15 protein-coding genes are annotated in these 15,898 nt (G+C 40.6%); 10 read left to right on the forward strand and 5 right to left on the reverse strand.

All coding sequences use genetic code 11. The features are described 5' to 3' along the window. Positions 1–584: 584 nt before the first annotated feature. The 3 genes from ACWATR_RS00905 (at position 585) to ACWATR_RS00915 (ending at position 2,822) form a co-directional block, all read left to right on the forward strand. The gene (locus ACWATR_RS00905; protein WP_069070334.1) at positions 585–941 is read left to right on the forward strand and encodes a hypothetical protein; all 357 of its coding nucleotides are present in this window, start codon (positions 585–587) and stop codon (positions 939–941) included. 354 nt (positions 942–1,295) lie between these two features. Then, positions 1,296–1,835 (forward strand): Dps family protein, encoded by a 540-nt coding sequence (locus tag ACWATR_RS00910; protein WP_460328612.1) that lies wholly within the window; start codon positions 1,296–1,298, stop codon positions 1,833–1,835. A gap of 219 nt (positions 1,836–2,054) precedes the next feature. After that, positions 2,055–2,822, forward strand: coding sequence for a ChaB family protein (locus ACWATR_RS00915; RefSeq protein WP_069070336.1), 768 nt, complete (start codon positions 2,055–2,057; stop codon positions 2,820–2,822). 224 nt (positions 2,823–3,046) lie between these two features. On the opposite strand, the gene ACWATR_RS00920 is transcribed toward ACWATR_RS00915, so the two are convergent. Both ACWATR_RS00920 and ACWATR_RS00925 read right to left on the reverse strand, forming a co-directional pair. Further along, positions 3,047–3,445, reverse strand: coding sequence for a TIGR02588 family protein (locus ACWATR_RS00920; RefSeq protein ID WP_460328615.1), 399 nt, complete (start codon positions 3,443–3,445; stop codon positions 3,047–3,049). Next, positions 3,442–4,320: a TIGR02587 family membrane protein gene (locus tag ACWATR_RS00925; protein WP_460328617.1), complete on the reverse strand. Its 879-nt coding sequence runs from the start codon at positions 4,318–4,320 to the stop codon at positions 3,442–3,444. The genes ACWATR_RS00920 and ACWATR_RS00925 overlap by 4 nt, the downstream gene beginning before the upstream one ends. Before the next feature lie 337 nt (positions 4,321–4,657). Here ACWATR_RS00925 and ACWATR_RS00930 point away from each other — a divergent pair, with 337 nt between their 5' ends. Continuing rightward, positions 4,658–4,840: a CsbD family protein gene (locus tag ACWATR_RS00930; protein ID WP_181930064.1), complete on the forward strand. Its 183-nt coding sequence runs from the start codon at positions 4,658–4,660 to the stop codon at positions 4,838–4,840. 171 nt (positions 4,841–5,011) lie between these two features. On the opposite strand, the gene ACWATR_RS00935 is transcribed toward ACWATR_RS00930, so the two are convergent. Together ACWATR_RS00935 and ACWATR_RS00940 are read right to left on the reverse strand one after the other, a co-directional pair. Then, positions 5,012–5,284, reverse strand: coding sequence for a GlsB/YeaQ/YmgE family stress response membrane protein (locus tag ACWATR_RS00935; protein ID WP_181932539.1), 273 nt, complete (start codon positions 5,282–5,284; stop codon positions 5,012–5,014). 205 nt (positions 5,285–5,489) lie between these two features. Continuing rightward, positions 5,490–7,199 carry an N-acyl-D-amino-acid deacylase family protein gene (locus ACWATR_RS00940; RefSeq protein WP_460328619.1) on the reverse strand — a complete coding sequence of 570 codons (1,710 nt, stop codon included), beginning with the start codon at positions 7,197–7,199 and terminating at the stop codon, positions 5,490–5,492. Positions 7,200–7,552: 353 nt separating this feature from the next. Here ACWATR_RS00940 and ACWATR_RS00945 point away from each other — a divergent pair, with 353 nt between their 5' ends. Further along, positions 7,553–8,542: a homogentisate phytyltransferase gene (locus ACWATR_RS00945; RefSeq protein WP_460328621.1), complete on the forward strand. Its 990-nt coding sequence runs from the start codon at positions 7,553–7,555 to the stop codon at positions 8,540–8,542. 3 nt (positions 8,543–8,545) lie between these two features. Next, positions 8,546–9,019, forward strand: a complete 474-nt coding sequence (locus tag ACWATR_RS00950; RefSeq protein ID WP_420759916.1) for a tetratricopeptide repeat protein — start codon at positions 8,546–8,548, stop codon at positions 9,017–9,019. Positions 9,020–9,218: 199 nt separating this feature from the next. On the opposite strand, the gene ACWATR_RS00955 is transcribed toward ACWATR_RS00950, so the two are convergent. Then, positions 9,219–9,428: a hypothetical protein gene (locus ACWATR_RS00955; RefSeq protein WP_460328624.1), complete on the reverse strand. Its 210-nt coding sequence runs from the start codon at positions 9,426–9,428 to the stop codon at positions 9,219–9,221. Between the two features lie 127 nt (positions 9,429–9,555). Here ACWATR_RS00955 and ACWATR_RS00960 point away from each other — a divergent pair, with 127 nt between their 5' ends. The 4 genes from ACWATR_RS00960 (at position 9,556) to coaE (ending at position 15,528) form a co-directional block, all read left to right on the forward strand. Further along, positions 9,556–11,700 carry a hybrid sensor histidine kinase/response regulator gene (locus tag ACWATR_RS00960; protein WP_460328626.1) on the forward strand — a complete coding sequence of 715 codons (2,145 nt, stop codon included), beginning with the start codon at positions 9,556–9,558 and terminating at the stop codon, positions 11,698–11,700. Between the two features lie 241 nt (positions 11,701–11,941). Beyond that, positions 11,942–12,958, forward strand: a complete 1,017-nt coding sequence (locus ACWATR_RS00965; protein ID WP_460328628.1) for a tetratricopeptide repeat protein — start codon at positions 11,942–11,944, stop codon at positions 12,956–12,958. A 233-nt stretch (positions 12,959–13,191) separates the two neighbouring features. Next, positions 13,192–14,787, forward strand: coding sequence for a uroporphyrinogen-III C-methyltransferase (gene cobA / locus ACWATR_RS00970; protein ID WP_460328630.1), 1,596 nt, complete (start codon positions 13,192–13,194; stop codon positions 14,785–14,787). A gap of 144 nt (positions 14,788–14,931) precedes the next feature. Beyond that, complete coding sequence (coaE, locus tag ACWATR_RS00975; protein ID WP_460328633.1) at positions 14,932–15,528, forward strand: dephospho-CoA kinase; 597 nt, start codon at positions 14,932–14,934, stop codon at positions 15,526–15,528. Positions 15,529–15,898 lie beyond the last annotated feature (370 nt).

Below are 15,898 nucleotides of genomic sequence, written 5' to 3' on the forward strand. Positions count from 1 at the left end.
TTGTGTACTAATGCTTGTATATTACCAAACAAGGATTTTAGGGCTTGTGTGTATACCGTAGCTTAAAAAGCGGGGTCATAGGAGATATTTATATAACTTGATGCTTTACAAATATCCTCTAAGGTGCATAGCAATTAAATTCCTTTGATTGGATAAAATTGAGCTAAATGAACATAAATATAGTAGAGGCATTAGCCTGCCAAAACTATATTAAGTCGATATGCCTAGAGACTGATCTTATTGTAACTACAGATATAGGGAACTTCATTCTAGAGATTGATGCAGACGTTAGCGTTTTCAAAGTAAAAGTATAAACAGGGAACCTGGAAAGAAGAACGTCAATATGAAGTGTAATCATTTTGCTAAAGAATTAAGGTGGTATTTGCCTATTATCCCTAGCTAATTCTTATATGCAGAAATACTAAAGACAATTTCTTCCTTCGTCAGGTTCGTTTTTCAATAACTTTCCTATTGCAGTGTAACTTGCTAGTTTTATTATTGCTCAAATTTGCAAAATAAAGTTACTTGCTTCCACTCTTTCAGTGAAAGTTTTGCGTTGTTAAAGCTGTTATTGAGGACTTCAAATGAAAATTGTTGCTTCTGTTTTATCCGTGTTACGTCCAGTACGTGTTCTAGTTGTCGCTTTTACTTGCGCCATACTATTGTTCTCTAATGCTTTTCCTGCTTTTGCAATGGATAGCTACCAAAGTAACCCTACCGAAGGTACTACACAACTGCTTGACATTCAGCGCAAAACTGATGAAGCCGCTAAAGAACCACCCCAAGGATTGAAAAAGGTTCAAAAGGAGTCCAATCAAGGACTCAATGAGGTTCAGGGAGCTGCTGATATTGACAAGCAAAAACGTCCTGAAAATTCACAGGGTGCAACCTCAGTGGAAGAGAATGTAAAGAATTTGTTGGAAAAAGTTACAGGTAAGTAACAGAGTTAATACCTTGGTAATTTTTCGATAGTAACGAATGGGTGATTGCTTAAAAGCAGTGACCCATTACTACTTAGTAATGTTAATATCTCAACTTCAATTCAATATAAAAATGATAAACAAAAATCCTGATTTATTTAAAAAGTTGGGGTTTTTAGGGTTTTTAATATTACAAATAAAATAGGAATTCTATCGTTAATTATTAAATTGGCTGAATAATACTACCCATTAAGGCATAGGTATAACTATGTAATGTGATAATTAATCTAAACTCATAATGTTTCCTTTGGTTGATGTGGATTAGGTGGGAAATTTGAGAAGTTAATAAAGAAGTTTGCTTAGGGATGGAAAACAATGCGTGCGATAAACATTGGTTTGACCGAAGAACAGCGTCAAGGTGTAATTAATCTGTTGAATCAAGATTTGGCAGATGCCTATCTACTGTTGGTGAAAACCAAAAAATACCACTGGGATGTTGTCGGCCCTCAGTTCCGCTCTTTGCATCAGCTTTGGGAAGAACACTACCAAAAGCTAACTCTAAATATTGATGCCTTGGCAGAACGGGTTCGTACTTTGGGCGGTTATCCGGTTGGCACATTAGAGGGATTTCTCAAGCTTGCTACCCTCAAGGAACATGGTGGTAATGTTCCCACAGCAACGAAAATGGTAGCTAATCTAGTACATGATCACGAGCAGGTTATTCGCAACTTAAGAGACCATGTAGACCAGTCTGGTGAAGAGTTTCACGATCAGGGAACTGCTGACTTTTTAACTGGACTACTAGAACAGCATGAAGAGATAGCTTGGATGCTGCGTTCATTTATTGAAGGGGAAGGAGTAGATCCAGATGGTAAACAGCCAGCAACAAAAGGTAAGACTGCTGTGGGTGTGTAGTCATAACGTTTTTTAAGACCCTAATTCTATTTATCTCCCCAGAATCCGAGAGGCTTTGATTATTGCTTTCCTTCCCTGCTTTCGGCACGCTGCACGAATGTAGGGAGGGTGTTGGGATTACGTTTGAGAGAAAGTTGCACACAGGGTTCATTCTGCCTGCATCTACCTGTTCACCGTATTTATTGCAAAAACAACATAATACATACAAGGAGTATTTAAGTGGCAGAAGTTTATAAAGCAGAACGTACCATTTCTGCTGTATTCAAAGAACAGAAGCAAATTGATGATGTGATTCGACGTTTATTAGACAGGGGTGTGCCTAGAGATCATATTTCGGTCATGGGCAGAAATTTCCAGTCGGAAACGAGAATTGCTGGCTTTATTAGTAAAAAAGATGTGATTCTGGGAGGTTTGAGAACAGGGGCAGTTTTTGGTTCCTTGTTTGGTTCCTTTCTCAGCTTGCTCACGGGTGTAGGTGTACTGTTTATTCCTTTTGTTGGCCCAATCGTGGCAGCAGGGCCTATAGGCGCAGTGCTACTGGGGGCTGCTAGTGGAGCGATCGCAGGTAGTGCAGGTGCCGGTCTAGTATCGGTTCTAACTACTTTAGGAATGCCAGAAGATAAAGCGACTATCTACCAAACCCGCTTACAAGCTGGCGAATTCTTATTGATGGCAGAAGTTCCGAGCGATCGCACTGGCGAATTTCAATTGCTACTCGAAAGTGCTGGTGCCGAAGAAATTAACACAATTGAAAAAACCTTTGCTCGTCCTTGTCCTGGACAGTGCAATAGTCCAGAAGATTTGTCTCCAGAGGTTCGCGCTCATCTTTCTAATGAAGCTCAGAGTACATTCATTGAGTGTTATAACACCGTTTTAAATGAGAAAAATGACGAGTTCACTGCTGAACAAGCCGCCTGGGAGTCTGTTCATCAGCAATATGATGAAGATCAAAATGGCGTTTGGTCAAAAGCTAAGGTTAAAGCTTAAGAATTTCCAAGACATAAATTATCCAATCTTATTTGGTGGGTATATTGTCGCCCTTTAGAGGTTGTTTTCCAAGTGTTTGGCTGTGATTTTAGGTACTTCTAGATCCCCGCTAGCCCACGCCAGTCGCTCCACTTGGGGAGACCCCAAGACCGCGCTGGCTCCCCTTAAAAAGGGGGGAACTGGAATCAAAGTCCCCCGTTTGTCTGCGGTTTTAAATGCTTCAGTTATGGCAATTTATAGCTACCAACACGCAGATTTAACTGGCCTTGGCGCGGATTTTTGCTGAATATAAATGCGCCTTCTTCACTTTCCCCACTAGATAAAAAGTCGATCTGTTGCTCTCCTGTTTCTGTAACTTTACCGTCAATCAGCAACTCAGCCATAATCTGAACTGACTCAGCCGTATCTCCTCCACTATTAACTACTTCAAAGGGAACATAAAATTGTCCATCAATTTCCCGAATTGTTTCTTTTTTAGTAACAGCAAGGATGGGAGGTTGATTTTTTTCATTCAGCCAAGTGTAGCCTACCAGACTGACAATGATTGCTAGGATAAATGAGGCGATGCTAAATGTTACCCACTCAGCGATTGAGCGTTTTGGTCGTTGTTCTGTTTTAGTCATATTGCTAACCTTCCGGCTGCACCGCCAATAGTTGCAGGTAATCCCAGTATCAAAGTGTGATCTAACCACATTGTCCAGGGGTCACTAAAAGTTAACTTTTGAAAGAACCACAGCATAAAAGCCCCTGCTAGCAACGAAACTAGGTAGGACATAATAGTTTCGCTAGATGGTCTTTGGAAAATTCCCTTTTGCTGTCTTCGCTTTTGCTGATCAGAAAAGCCTGCCTGAAATACAATGCCATAAGAAATCAACAAAGATGCGGCGATCATTGCTAATTCCCAAGCTGGCGAAGTTGCGGCTGCTAACATGGGAATTTCATCTGTTGGAGCAATGTTAAATGCAATTACAGTTGCACCAATTAGAGTTGCACCCAAATCTGCGAAGGTGGCGTTTAACTCATTCCCTTTGTTCTTGGTTGTGCTGTTGGTTGCTTGTCCTTCTGCATTGCTGTTTTCAATATCTCCCAAAAGCTGGTTGGCTAATGCTACACCGAGAGCAAAGGGCACACTTTCAAAGATGATTTTACCTAAAGATTCCCTTAGGGAAGTTTCTGGTGTCAATTCTCGTAGTAGTAACAGTACGAAGGTAGAGCAAGCTAGTCCGATCGCGATCGCTTCGACAGTATCCATTGCGGCTTGATGAGCTAGCCCGGTATATCTGCGTTTCCGAAAGCCTTCTATCTGATTAAGCAAGTAAACTACAACAAACATCAATGCGATCGCCATCATCATCAGTTGTGGTTTTGCCAGCGATCCAATCCACCAAACCTCCATTGTATACAGCAAGGGTATGCCAAATAAAAAACCTCCACAAGCACCCCGAATGATGTCATTAATCTCACTCCTCCAGACATTTTTTTGACGTTTTGTTGGCACTCCTTTACTTTCCTTTATATTTAAAAATTTGCTTTGACTGATCTCATTCTCTATGAAGATGCATATAGCAGTCATAAATACTTCGTGAAAAGTTAGATCCCCGACTTATCAAAAAAGCCGGGGATCTGGACATCGCGTATTTTCACAACTCATTTAGGATTGCGATATATTAATATTTTTTTTAATATTTTTTTACTTGCGTACTCATGTAGCGTTTCGTATCTATCCTAAGATACATAATCTACCAAATTATTCTATCGGTTGATGGAAGTTAAAAACAATACTCTGTTGTTAATTTATGTAATAGATGAATCAACTACAAGCTGGGAATAAAACCATGAGTGCCGAAAAAAGAGTAGAAGCTACTGCAAAAAATATTGAAGGAAAAATTCAAGAGGTTGTGGGTGAAATAACCGGTAATCCACAAGATAAAGCCGAAGGACAAGCAAAGCAAGCTGAAGCCCAAGTTAGTCACACTGTAGAAAACATTAAAGACGAACTTAAGAAAGCTTTAGATTAATCGAGTTCTTGCAGTGCAAATAGAATTACTAACAATGATTCATTACTAATAGCCTTACATTAATTACTCCACTAACTTTTAGAAAGTGGAGTTTTTGCTGTACGCAAAATCTGAAATGGTTAATCACTAACAACTTGGCCCTAAGCATGATTTTCCTACAATTTAATTCAACTAATAACTGGTACGCCCAGCTAATAAGTTCCATAGAAAGATAGCAATTATTGCGCCAATGACGGCAACAATTACACCGGGGATACTGAGGGTTGCAGCAGTTAATTGAAATCTTCCTGTCTCTAAAAGAGTAACTAAAATTCCCCCAATTACAGCACCTACGATACCTAAAATCATCGTTGAAACCATTCCACCACCCTGACGACCAGGATAAATAGCTTTCGCTATAGCTCCAGCAATCAAACCTAGGATTATCCAAGCAATAATGTTCAGCATAATTTCATCCATCAGAAAACTTCATAACTAGCTTAGAAATTACAATATTGTTTTCCTTCTACCCGAAGATATAGCTATGAAACCTCAATAAAATTTAACAAAATTATGGCTCCTATACTGACCTGTATTGGAGATGAATATGACGAAATTTGGAATATTATTCGTGAATTTACTCCCCCGATTGAACACCGCGAAATACTCTTTAAGTAAATGGTGACAAAACACTTCCCAACTTTTCACGCCCCAAAATATCCCTCACTTTCCCTCGACAAACAACCTGAATCCCATTAATATAAACCGCTTGCACAATCTCATCCGAACCGCGCTTAACCATTCGAGGTTCACCATCTAAAACTGGATCTGATATCTGCACTTGCGGGCTAATTGGCTGATTTAAAGCATTGGGATCAAGTAAAACTATATCGGCTTTAGCACCAATTTTGAGAACTCCCGTATCAAGACGAAACCAACGAGCCGGTTCTCCGGTAACGCGGCAAATCGCAGCTTCAGGTGAAATGAATTTTGTTGCAACTGCTTGTTTGAGCAAAGACAAAGCTCCATCATAGTAGCCCAGGTTGCGGACATGAGCGCCAGCATCGGTAAAACCAGGCAAAATATGGGGATGCTGCATCATCGCTAAACGGGGTTTTAAGCGATCGTTCGCTCCTGTTGCCACCCAGCGTAAATCTGTATCGTATTTTTGTAATGCGTGGATAAATAAATCTACTGGTTCTTGTTGGTTTTGATGAGCAATTTCTGCAAAATTTAACCCTTGCCAACTTGCTTCGGGACAGTGAATAACTTCCATCAAATCTAATCGGCGATGGAATGATTTACGCCTTTTACTGAGCCATTCTTGGCGAAACTGACGACGAAATATTTCCGATGCCCATAGTTGTTGCCTTTCTTCTCGTGACTGACAGCCATTGAGTTGTGCACCTGTGGAAAATTCTTCAAATAAGGGAGTCACAGATCCATCAGAGTAAATGGTGAAGGGTTCGGTTAGGGTTTGAAAACGCACATTACCATTTAGAAGTCGATTCCAAATAAAAAGTAGGGGGGAAAATATTCGCCATAGTTTGCGATCGTGTACGGCATCTAAAGCTGAGAGGACTGTTAGCCGCAGTGGTTTTTTTCCAATCCCTGAACCCATACGCAGGATATCCACAAAGGAAGCGAGTCGTTGTAAATTGGGTGTGACTTGAAAAACGCGATCGCACCGCCGACATAAATCTGCCAACATTGCATATTCTTTAAATTTGGCGTGTTGAGAAGGAATTGTGCAGCCTTGCCATTCTCCACTCATCCGATGCCAGGGAAACATATCAATAGAAATGCCAATAAAGCCAGCATCTATTGCATCTCTGGCTATGCGCTGCATCAGTTTTAGTTCAAATTTTGTCGGCTGAACCGTTAAGCTGCGTTCTAATCCCATCACATGAGCGCGTAAGGCACTGTGTCCAAACATTGGGGCAACATTGGGGCCAAGGGGTAACTGTTGCAAATGCTGTAAATATTCTGCTGGTGTCTGCCAGGAAACCGACTTTTTCAACCATTTTGCAATCAGCCGATGGGAAAGTGTCTCTACCCTCTGAAAAATATCAGCCAGGATTTGGGGTTGAGCGATCGCAACAGACAAGCTACAGTTACCAATAACCACGCTGGTAACACCATGACGCACTGATTCACTCAATCCTGGTGCAATTTCTAACTCTAAATCGTAATGAGTATGAATATCTATAAATCCAGGTGTCACCCATAACCCAGAAGCATCAACCACTTCACGCGCTGGGGTAGTTAAGGAGGGTGCAAGGGTGACAATGCGGCCGTTTTGAATGCCGATATCTCTGCGAATAGCTGGAGAGCCTAAGCCATCGAAAATTAACCCGTTTTGAATCAGCAAATCCAACATGATTCTTTTTGCCCTTTGGTTGTTATTGGATCTATCGAGAGTCATTTGAAGAAAGGGAGGCGTTCAGGAGGCAGGAGGAACCCAGTAATATTTTGGTAAGCCATTGGTTATTTACTCAGGTCAATCTGTTTGTTATGATTCCCACTGGTAAATGTGATGTCTACAAGGGGCTATGCCTACCCACAGTCTGAAGGAATGGGGCAATGAGAGAGATAAGGGAGTGAGAGAGAAAGAAACCATGCTCCATACCCAATGACAAATGACCAATGACAAATGACAAATGACAAATGACAAATGACCAAATTCTGTGACAATGATTAACAACAAGCCAGAATACTGTATCTAAGCTACTCATGAGCCAAAGTTCTCAAAACAGCCCTTTACCAGGCAACCCTGTTCCATCATCTTTCAATTGGTTATATGCTTTCTGGAAATTCTCTCGCCCTCATACAATTATTGGTACAAGTCTAAGTGTTTTAGGTTTATATTTAATTGCCATTGCCATTAGTACAGACGCAATTAATCATATCTCTACAGACGCGATGAATCGCGTCTCTACAAGTTCTCTACTCCCTGTCTTCGGCGCATGGATTGCTTGTCTGTGTGGCAATGTCTACATTGTGGGGCTGAATCAATTAGAAGATGTGGAAATTGACAAGATTAATAAGCCTCATTTACCGTTGGCATCTGGTGAATTTTCCCAGCAAACTGGGCAATTGATTGTTGCCTTTACTGGGATTTTGGCGCTAGTTGTGGCGTGGCTAACTGGGCCGTTTTTATTGGGTATGGTGGCTATTAGTTTGGCTATTGGTACTGCTTATTCTTTACCGCCAATTCGTTTGAAACAGTTTCCTGTTTGGGCGGCGCTGTGTATTTTTTCGGTGCGCGGTACGATTGTTAACTTAGGATTATATCTGCATTACAGTTGGGCGTTGCAACAAAGCCAAACAATTCCGCCTGTGGTGTGGGTGCTGACGTTATTTATTTTGGTGTTTACCTTTGCGATCGCTATCTTTAAAGATATCCCCGATATGGAAGGCGATCGCCTCTACAATATTACTACTTTCACCATCAAACTTGGGCCCCAAGCTGTGTTTAATCTGTCTCTTTGGGTAATAACTGTCTGCTATTTGGGAATGATTCTGGTTGGGGTGCTACGCATCGCCTCCATTAATCCCATATTCCTGATAGTTACTCATTTGGGGCTGTTGGTTTGGCTGTGGTTGCGGAGTTCGACGGTAGACTTACAAGATAAAAGTGCGATCGCTCAATTCTACCAATTTATCTGGAAACTCTTTTTTATGGAATATCTAATTTTTCCTATCGCCTGCCTTTTGGCTTAGACAATGCTAGAAACCTTTCCCACTAGTTCTATTATCGCTGCTCTTGTAGTTGTTCTCAGTCTGTCAATCCTGGGCTATTTCGCTTGGAAAACTTTGATTACCTCAGACTTGTTTCAAAAAGGAATCAATCTTGCTCAAGCAAAAGATTACCAAGGTGCAGAAGCAGCTTTTCGCAAGGTGATTTCCATCAACTCTACTAATGATGTGGTGCGCTTGTTTTTGGGAGATGTTTTAAACCAACAAGGCCAAGTAGAGGAAGCAACAGAATTATTCCGAGAAGTAATTCGCCGCAGTCCGAAAAATCCTGATGCTTACTTGCGTCTGGCAAATATTCTCATGCAGCAAGAGCGAGAAGAAGAAGCTAAAACTAACCTGTTACAAGCTAAAGATTTATTACAAAAACAGCGCCAACCTGAAAAAGCTAAAAAAATCACTCAACTGTTAGATAAAATGAGTGCTAAGTCAAGTGAATCTTAAGTTGAGTGAGAGTTGCGGAGATTAAATTTTCCTGTTCTGTCTCCTAATTTTTTACCATTTTCATCATAATGATGAGAATGGTTTTTATTTTGAAATTTGTAAAAGTTCAGAATTTATAAATAATTTAGAATAATTAGTATATTTATCAAATGTTCTTCTGATTCTTTAACTATTCTGACTCCTGAATTCTGACTTAAATTTACCAGTGTTTACTGTAGTTATGTCCACAATTTTCGCAAGTTTCACCACTCCCTTCATAACCTTTACAATTGCAACCTGATGCGCTACAAGCACCATAGCCACAATGAATTAATTTAGATTTTAGACTAGAAAATATTGGGAGTTTTAAAAGCTTATCTTCTTGCAAAACAGCGATGCTACTAACAGCCTTTTTGGTTTGTAAAGACATATTATATTCTCCTTAAGCATTACAGAAATTATACACACCATATCAATAATATTTTAGTACTAGAATAGTATCAAATGAGGACAGGAATTTAGCAGTAAATTTTATAGATAAAACAAATCAAGTGTTTATGCCAGACATAATATCAGAATTGTGGACTAATTTTTTTACATCAGGATCATTTATTCCACATGGACACTGCTATCTATGGCAAACCAATTTAGTTTGGTTACATATATTATCTGACTCGCTCATAGCACTAGCTTATTATTCGATTCCAGCTACACTATTTTACTTTGTGCGTAAGCGGCAGGATTTGCCCTTTGATTGGATTTTTCTATTGTTTAGTGCATTTATCGTAGCTTGCGGCACTACACATTTAATAGAAATTTGGACACTTTGGCATCCAACCTATTGGCTATCCGGGTTTGTCAAAGCAATAACTGCCACAATATCTTTAATTACAGCAGCAAATCTTGTGTCTCTAGTTCCCCAAGCACTGGCATTTCCTAGCCCCGCTCAACTAGAACAAGCAAATCAAGAACTTCAAACCCAAATAACCGAACGCTTACGGATAGAAAAGGAACTGCGAAAATATCAGAATCATCTGGAAGAAATGGTTGCTGTTCGCACCAATGAAATTACCAAAACTAACGAACAATTACAACAAGAAATCCTGGAACGCCAACGCATTTTAGAAGTTCTCCGACAAAGCGAAGAACGCTACCGTTACTTAGCTGAGGCAATTCCTCAACTTGTATGGACAACTAATCCTAACGGTGAATGTGATTATTTTAATCAAAATTGGTGTGACTACACTGGGCTAACATTAGAGCAGTCTTTGGGTTCTGGTTGGTTGGCTGCATTGCATCCAGATGATATTCAAAGTGCTGATGAAGTGTGGTCTAATGCTGTCAAAAATGGCATTATGTATAACAATGAATATCGCTTTAAACGGGCTTCTGATGGCTCTTATCGTTGGCAATTAGCGCGAGGTTTACCACTCAAAGATGAGCAAGGTTTTGTAGTGAAGTGGTTTGGAACCTGTACAGATATCCACGAACAGAAACAAATACTTGAAGAACGGGCGCACCTGCTGGAATTAGAACAAGTAGCACGAGCGAAAGCAGAAACAGCCAATCGAATTAAAGATGAATTTTTAGCCGTTCTTTCTCACGAATTACGCACTCCACTGAATGCAATTCTCGGCTGGTCAAAGTTGTTGCAAACCCGCAGGTTAGACCAAGTAAAGACATCTGAAGCACTAGCCACAATCGAGCGAAATGCCACTTTACAGGTTCAACTCATTGAAGACTTGCTGGATATCTCCAGAATTTTACAGGGCAAACTGACGCTGAATATTACGAAGATTAACCTAGAGTCTACGGTATTGTCGGCATTAGAAACAATGCAGTTAGCGGCAGAAACAAAGTTGATTGAGGTGAATACGGCATTTGAACCGGATGTGGGAGAAGTTTTGGGCGATTCTACTCGTTTGCAGCAAGTTGTCTGGAATCTCCTTTCTAACGCTGTCAAATTTACACCCAAGGGAGGAAAGGTAGAAGTGCGATTAGAGCAAGCTGATGGCTATGCTCAAATTGTAGTTAGCGATACAGGTAAGGGAATTAGCGCTGACTTTTTGCCATTCGTGTTTGATTATTTCCGTCAAGCGGATAGCACCTCTACGAGAAATTTTGGTGGATTAGGACTGGGATTGGCAATTGTGCGTAATATCATCGAAATGCATGGCGGTATGGTCAAAGCAGAGAGCCACGGTGAGGGGAAAGGGGCAATATTTACTGTGAGCTTACCGCTTCTGCCAGATGAAAGCCCAAGTCTGACGGATGAACAAAACTACCCTGCGTTTTTAGTTCCTAACTCCTTACCCCTGAATGGCATCCGAGTTTTAGTTGTTGATGATGATGCTGATTCACGAGATTTTGTTGCTTTTGTATTAGAGCAAGATGGGGCTTTTGTGATTGCGGTATCTTCCGCTTATGAAGCATTACAAACCCTAGCAGAGGTAAAGCTAGATGTGTTGGTCAGCGATATTAGTATGCCCGATATGGATGGCTATATGTTAATACATCAAGTGAGAAATTTGATACCAGAACAAGTTGGACAAATCCCAGCAATTGCCTTGACTGCCTTTGCGAGAAATGATGACCAGCAAGAAGCCTTAAAAGCTGGGTTTCAGATGCATTTACCCAAGCCTCTTAACCCAGAAGAATTAATTGCAGCCATTGCTCAACTTCTTGAAATAAAAGTGTCATAAATTACCTAAAAAACAACTTTTTACTCCTAATAAAGCACCATCTATTTTGTACAAATGGACAGTTGCATGAGACGAAACTTGTATCAAGTTGGTTTAATAACTTATAATTCCTGCTAGAACCCGGATAAAGCTACGCTTTTGCTCCCTGCCCCTAATCCCCAGAGGGACTGAGAGTTGAGTGTTTTTACGATGACAGCCAAACTCAATATTACATGTAAACCAAGCAGGTAAGGTAATAACAATGCTGAAAAACAAGAATATACTGGTAGCAGCTATTATCTGCTTGTGTTTGAGTAATGGGAATACTGTCTTTGGTAAAGATGTTGGCGTTGTTTTATCAAAAATTCCAAACTCAAATCAAGCAGCACTTCCTCAGAACAGAAACGCAGTTGCTAACTTCGAGCGAGGAGCCAATCTCCAAACACAAGGAGATTTAAAAGGAGCAGAGGCAGCTTTTCGGAAAGCAATTGAACTAGAACCAAAATTTATCCAAGCTTATATTGCTTTGGGAAATACTCTCGACGATCAAGGCAAACTTCAAGAAGCGATCGCACAATATAATAAAGCCATCAGCCTTGATCCTAAGTATCCTCAAGCCCACTTTCACTTAGGAAATGCTCTGTACGATCAAGGCAAACTCCAAGAAGCGATCGCCCAATACAATCAAGCTATTAGCTTCCATCCCAAGTATGCAGACGCTCACTATTACTTAGGGAATGCTTTGTATGCTCAAGGAAAAGCAACAGAAGCAGTCGCCGAATATACAGCGGCCATTGCCTTTAATCCGAAAAATTCAGCAGCTTATAACGCCTTGGGAAATGCTCTGTACGCTCAAGGCCAACTAGAAGAAGCGATCGCTCAGTACAAAAAAGCCATAAGTTTCGCTCCCAAGTATGCAGACGCTCACTATAATTTAGCAAGTGCTTTATACGCTCAAGGAAAACCAACAGAAGCAGTCGCCGAATATACCCAAGCGATTCGCCTTGATCCGAAACATGCACAAGCTTACACAGGTTTGGCAAATGCGATGGACGATCAAGGCAAACCACAAGAAGCGATCGCACATTACAAAAAAGCTATTAGCCTCGTACCCAACAATGCTTATGCTTACTATAATTTGGGCGTCACTTTGGGAAGGCAAGGACAACTAGAAGAAGCGATTTTCAATTTCAAAAAAGCCAGAGAGTTATTCCAAGCAGAGGAAAACAAGGAAATGGTTGAGCAAGTTGATCAGCTAATCCAAAAATTAACGCAATGAAGGGATTGGGGACTAGTACCGCTAGGCGGAATTAAAAATTAAAAATTAAAAATTGAAAATGAATACAACGTAAGCGTTTCATTGATTTGGAATGGTGAGGCAGTCCGGTCTTGGGGGTTCCCCCCATGAGGAACTGCCGAACCCGAAGGGGTGGTTTATTTCCGCCGTGCTGTACTAGGAAAGAAGCAGGGGGAGCAAGAGAAGAATGACAAATGACAAATGACAAATGACAAATGACAAATAACAGAGGTAAAGTCTACCTCGTAGGTGCTGGGCCTGGAGATGTGGCATACCTAACAGTAAAAGCTTACAATCTTTTAGCTACGGCTCAGGTGTTAGTCTACGATGCTTTAGTAGATGCTCAATTATTGCAGTGCGTACCAGATGATTGCCTAAAGTTAGATGTCGGCAAACGCGGTGGCAAACCCAGTACAACGCAAGCAGAGATTAACAAGTTACTGGTAAAACACTGTCTACAAGGAAAACAAGTTGTACGACTCAAATCAGGTGATCCGTTGATTTTTGGGCGTTGCGCTTCCGAAATTGAAGCGTTGAAAGCATCAGGTTGTGATTTTGAACTAGTACCAGGAATTTCCTCAGCCCTTGCAGCACCTTTGTTAGCAGGAATTCCCCTGACAGATCCAGTTTTAAGCCGCTGTTTTGCAGTATTTACAGCTCACGAACCAGAGGTTTTAGACTGGGAGGCACTGTCACGTTTAGAGACACTGGTAATTTTGATGGGAGGCCAACATTTACCAGAGATTGTACATAAACTGGTGCGACACGGGCGATCGCACTTAACACCTATTGCCATCATCCGTTGGGCAGGAACTCCCGATCAACAAATTTGGACAGCGCAACTGGGCAATATTTTGGAACAAACCACCGGATTATCCCTTTCTCCGGCGGTAATTGTGATTGGTGAAGTTGTTGGGCTACGCAAGTACTTACAACCTGAGAAAATAGATTGTCAGGATTCAACTACAGCCAAAACTCCTAGCCTCCCTGCTATGTCAAGCAACTTCTCCCTCTCTCCCCTTCCCCTTACTGGTAAAACAATCTTGGTAACACGTTCAGTTGGCCAATCGAGTCAATTTAGCGATCGCCTCATCGCATCAGGTGCAACAGTCATCGAAATGCCTACCTTAGAAATCGGCCCACCTTCGAGTTGGGAAGCTTTGGATGATGCGATCGCTCATTTATCTGACTTCGACTGGTTAATTCTCACTTCTACCAACGGCATAGACTACTTTTTTGAAAGATTAGTCACCCAAGGTAAAGATACCCGTGCTTTAGCTGGCGTCAAAATTGCCGTCGTTGGCGAGAAAACAGCCCAAGGTCTTAAACAACGCTCTCTCCAAGCAGATTTTATTCCCCCCAACTTTGTCGCCGACTCTTTAGTGGAAAAATTTCCAGAGAAACTGGATGGTAAAAAGGTTTTATTTCCCAGAGTTGAAAGCGGCGGAAGAGAAATTTTAGTTCAGGAATTAACTCTCAAGGGAGCAAAGGTGATAGAAGTTGCCGCATATCAATCTTGTTGTCCTAGTGGGATTCCAGATGCGGCAAAGTTAGCTCTCCAAAACCGCAAGGTAGATGTGATTACTTTTGCTAGTTCTAAAACTGTACAATTTTTCTGTCAACTTACTAACAATATATTTTCTAACAACTCTGATCCTAGCCAATTCTTAGAAGGAGTTTGTATTGCCTCTATCGGCCCCCAAACCTCCAAAACTTGCCATTCTTTATTTGGGCGTGTGGACATAGAAGCTGAAGAATATACTTTAGACGGTTTAACCCAAGCACTGATCACATGGGCAACCAATTCTTAGATGAGGAAGCAGACGAAAATAACAAACGACAAATGACAAATGACAAATAACAAATGACAAATGACAAATGACAAACGACAAATGACAAATGACAAACGACAAACGACAAACGACAAACGACAAACGACAAATGACAAATGACAAATGACAAAACGTATAATCGGCTTAACTGGCGGTATTGCTACAGGCAAAACCACCGTCACAAATTATTTGGCTAGCGCTTATAACTTGCCGATTTTGGATGCAGATATTTATGCTAGAGACGCAGTATCTTTAGGTTCGCCGATTCTGGGTGTGATCGCTCAACGTTACGGCGAACAAATTTTACTACCAGATGGCAACCTCAACCGCCAAAAGTTAGGCGAAGTTATCTTTAATCGTCAAGATGAACGCAACTGGATAGACAATTTGATTCATCCTTATGTGCGCGATCGCTTCCTCACAGAAATTGCCCAATCTTCCTCACAAACACTGGTGTTAGTAGTTCCTCTATTATTTGAAGCGGGAATGACTGATTTGGTTACAGAAATTTGGGTAGTGCATTGTTCCCAAGAGCAACAACTACAAAGATTGATACAAAGAAACCATTTAAATAGAGAACAGGCAGAAGCCAGGATCAACAGCCAATTATCTATCGAAGAAAAAGTTGCTCATGCAGATGTCGTTTTAGATAACTCCTCTACCCTAGAATTACTACTGAAACAGGTAGATATAGTCCTAAAAGCCAGGAGTGGAGACTAAAGTCTATTTGTCTTAAAAAGTTACATAGACGACATTCTTAAGACATAAAACATTTATAAAAAATATTATATTTCTAACAAAAAAACACTCATATCTGACCAAATATTGTTCAATAATTCGGTGATTTTACAGTTGAATATGCGGTTCCTAGTACTGTAAATTTAAGTAAATAGTAAAACAATAGCTGCTATAACATCTGGTGTTGTATGAAATACTGAAGATTAAAGGTAACAAACTAGTCAATAATATGAAAAATAGTGAACTTTTACCTAAAAAACAGCATCATACTGACATCAATGGTTTATCTTACAGAAGATCCATTTAGTATAAATTAAATATTAATATCTCAGAATTAAGTCTTAAACAAACT

The sequence above is a fragment of the Nostoc sp. UIC 10890 genome (genome assembly GCF_054786515.1).

Coding starts and splice junctions, on each gene's coding strand:
- ACWATR_RS00905 (WP_069070334.1), top strand. CDS start 585: ATGAAAATTGTTGCTTCTGTTTTATCCGTGTTACGTCCAGTACGTGTT.
- ACWATR_RS00930 (WP_181930064.1), top strand. CDS start 4,658: ATGAGTGCCGAAAAAAGAGTAGAAGCTACTGCAAAAAATATTGAAGGA.
- ACWATR_RS00960 (WP_460328626.1), top strand. CDS start 9,556: ATGCCAGACATAATATCAGAATTGTGGACTAATTTTTTTACATCAGGA.
- ACWATR_RS00965 (WP_460328628.1), top strand. CDS start 11,942: ATGCTGAAAAACAAGAATATACTGGTAGCAGCTATTATCTGCTTGTGT.
- cobA (WP_460328630.1), top strand. CDS start 13,192: ATGACAAATAACAGAGGTAAAGTCTACCTCGTAGGTGCTGGGCCTGGA.
- ACWATR_RS00950 (WP_420759916.1), top strand. CDS start 8,546: ATGCTAGAAACCTTTCCCACTAGTTCTATTATCGCTGCTCTTGTAGTT.
- ACWATR_RS00945 (WP_460328621.1), top strand. CDS start 7,553: ATGAGCCAAAGTTCTCAAAACAGCCCTTTACCAGGCAACCCTGTTCCA.
- ACWATR_RS00910 (WP_460328612.1), top strand. CDS start 1,296: ATGCGTGCGATAAACATTGGTTTGACCGAAGAACAGCGTCAAGGTGTA.
- ACWATR_RS00940 (WP_460328619.1), bottom strand. CDS start 7,199: ATGTTGGATTTGCTGATTCAAAACGGGTTAATTTTCGATGGCTTAGGC.
- coaE (WP_460328633.1), top strand. CDS start 14,932: ATGACAAAACGTATAATCGGCTTAACTGGCGGTATTGCTACAGGCAAA.
- ACWATR_RS00920 (WP_460328615.1), bottom strand. CDS start 3,445: ATGACTAAAACAGAACAACGACCAAAACGCTCAATCGCTGAGTGGGTA.
- ACWATR_RS00955 (WP_460328624.1), bottom strand. CDS start 9,428: ATGTCTTTACAAACCAAAAAGGCTGTTAGTAGCATCGCTGTTTTGCAA.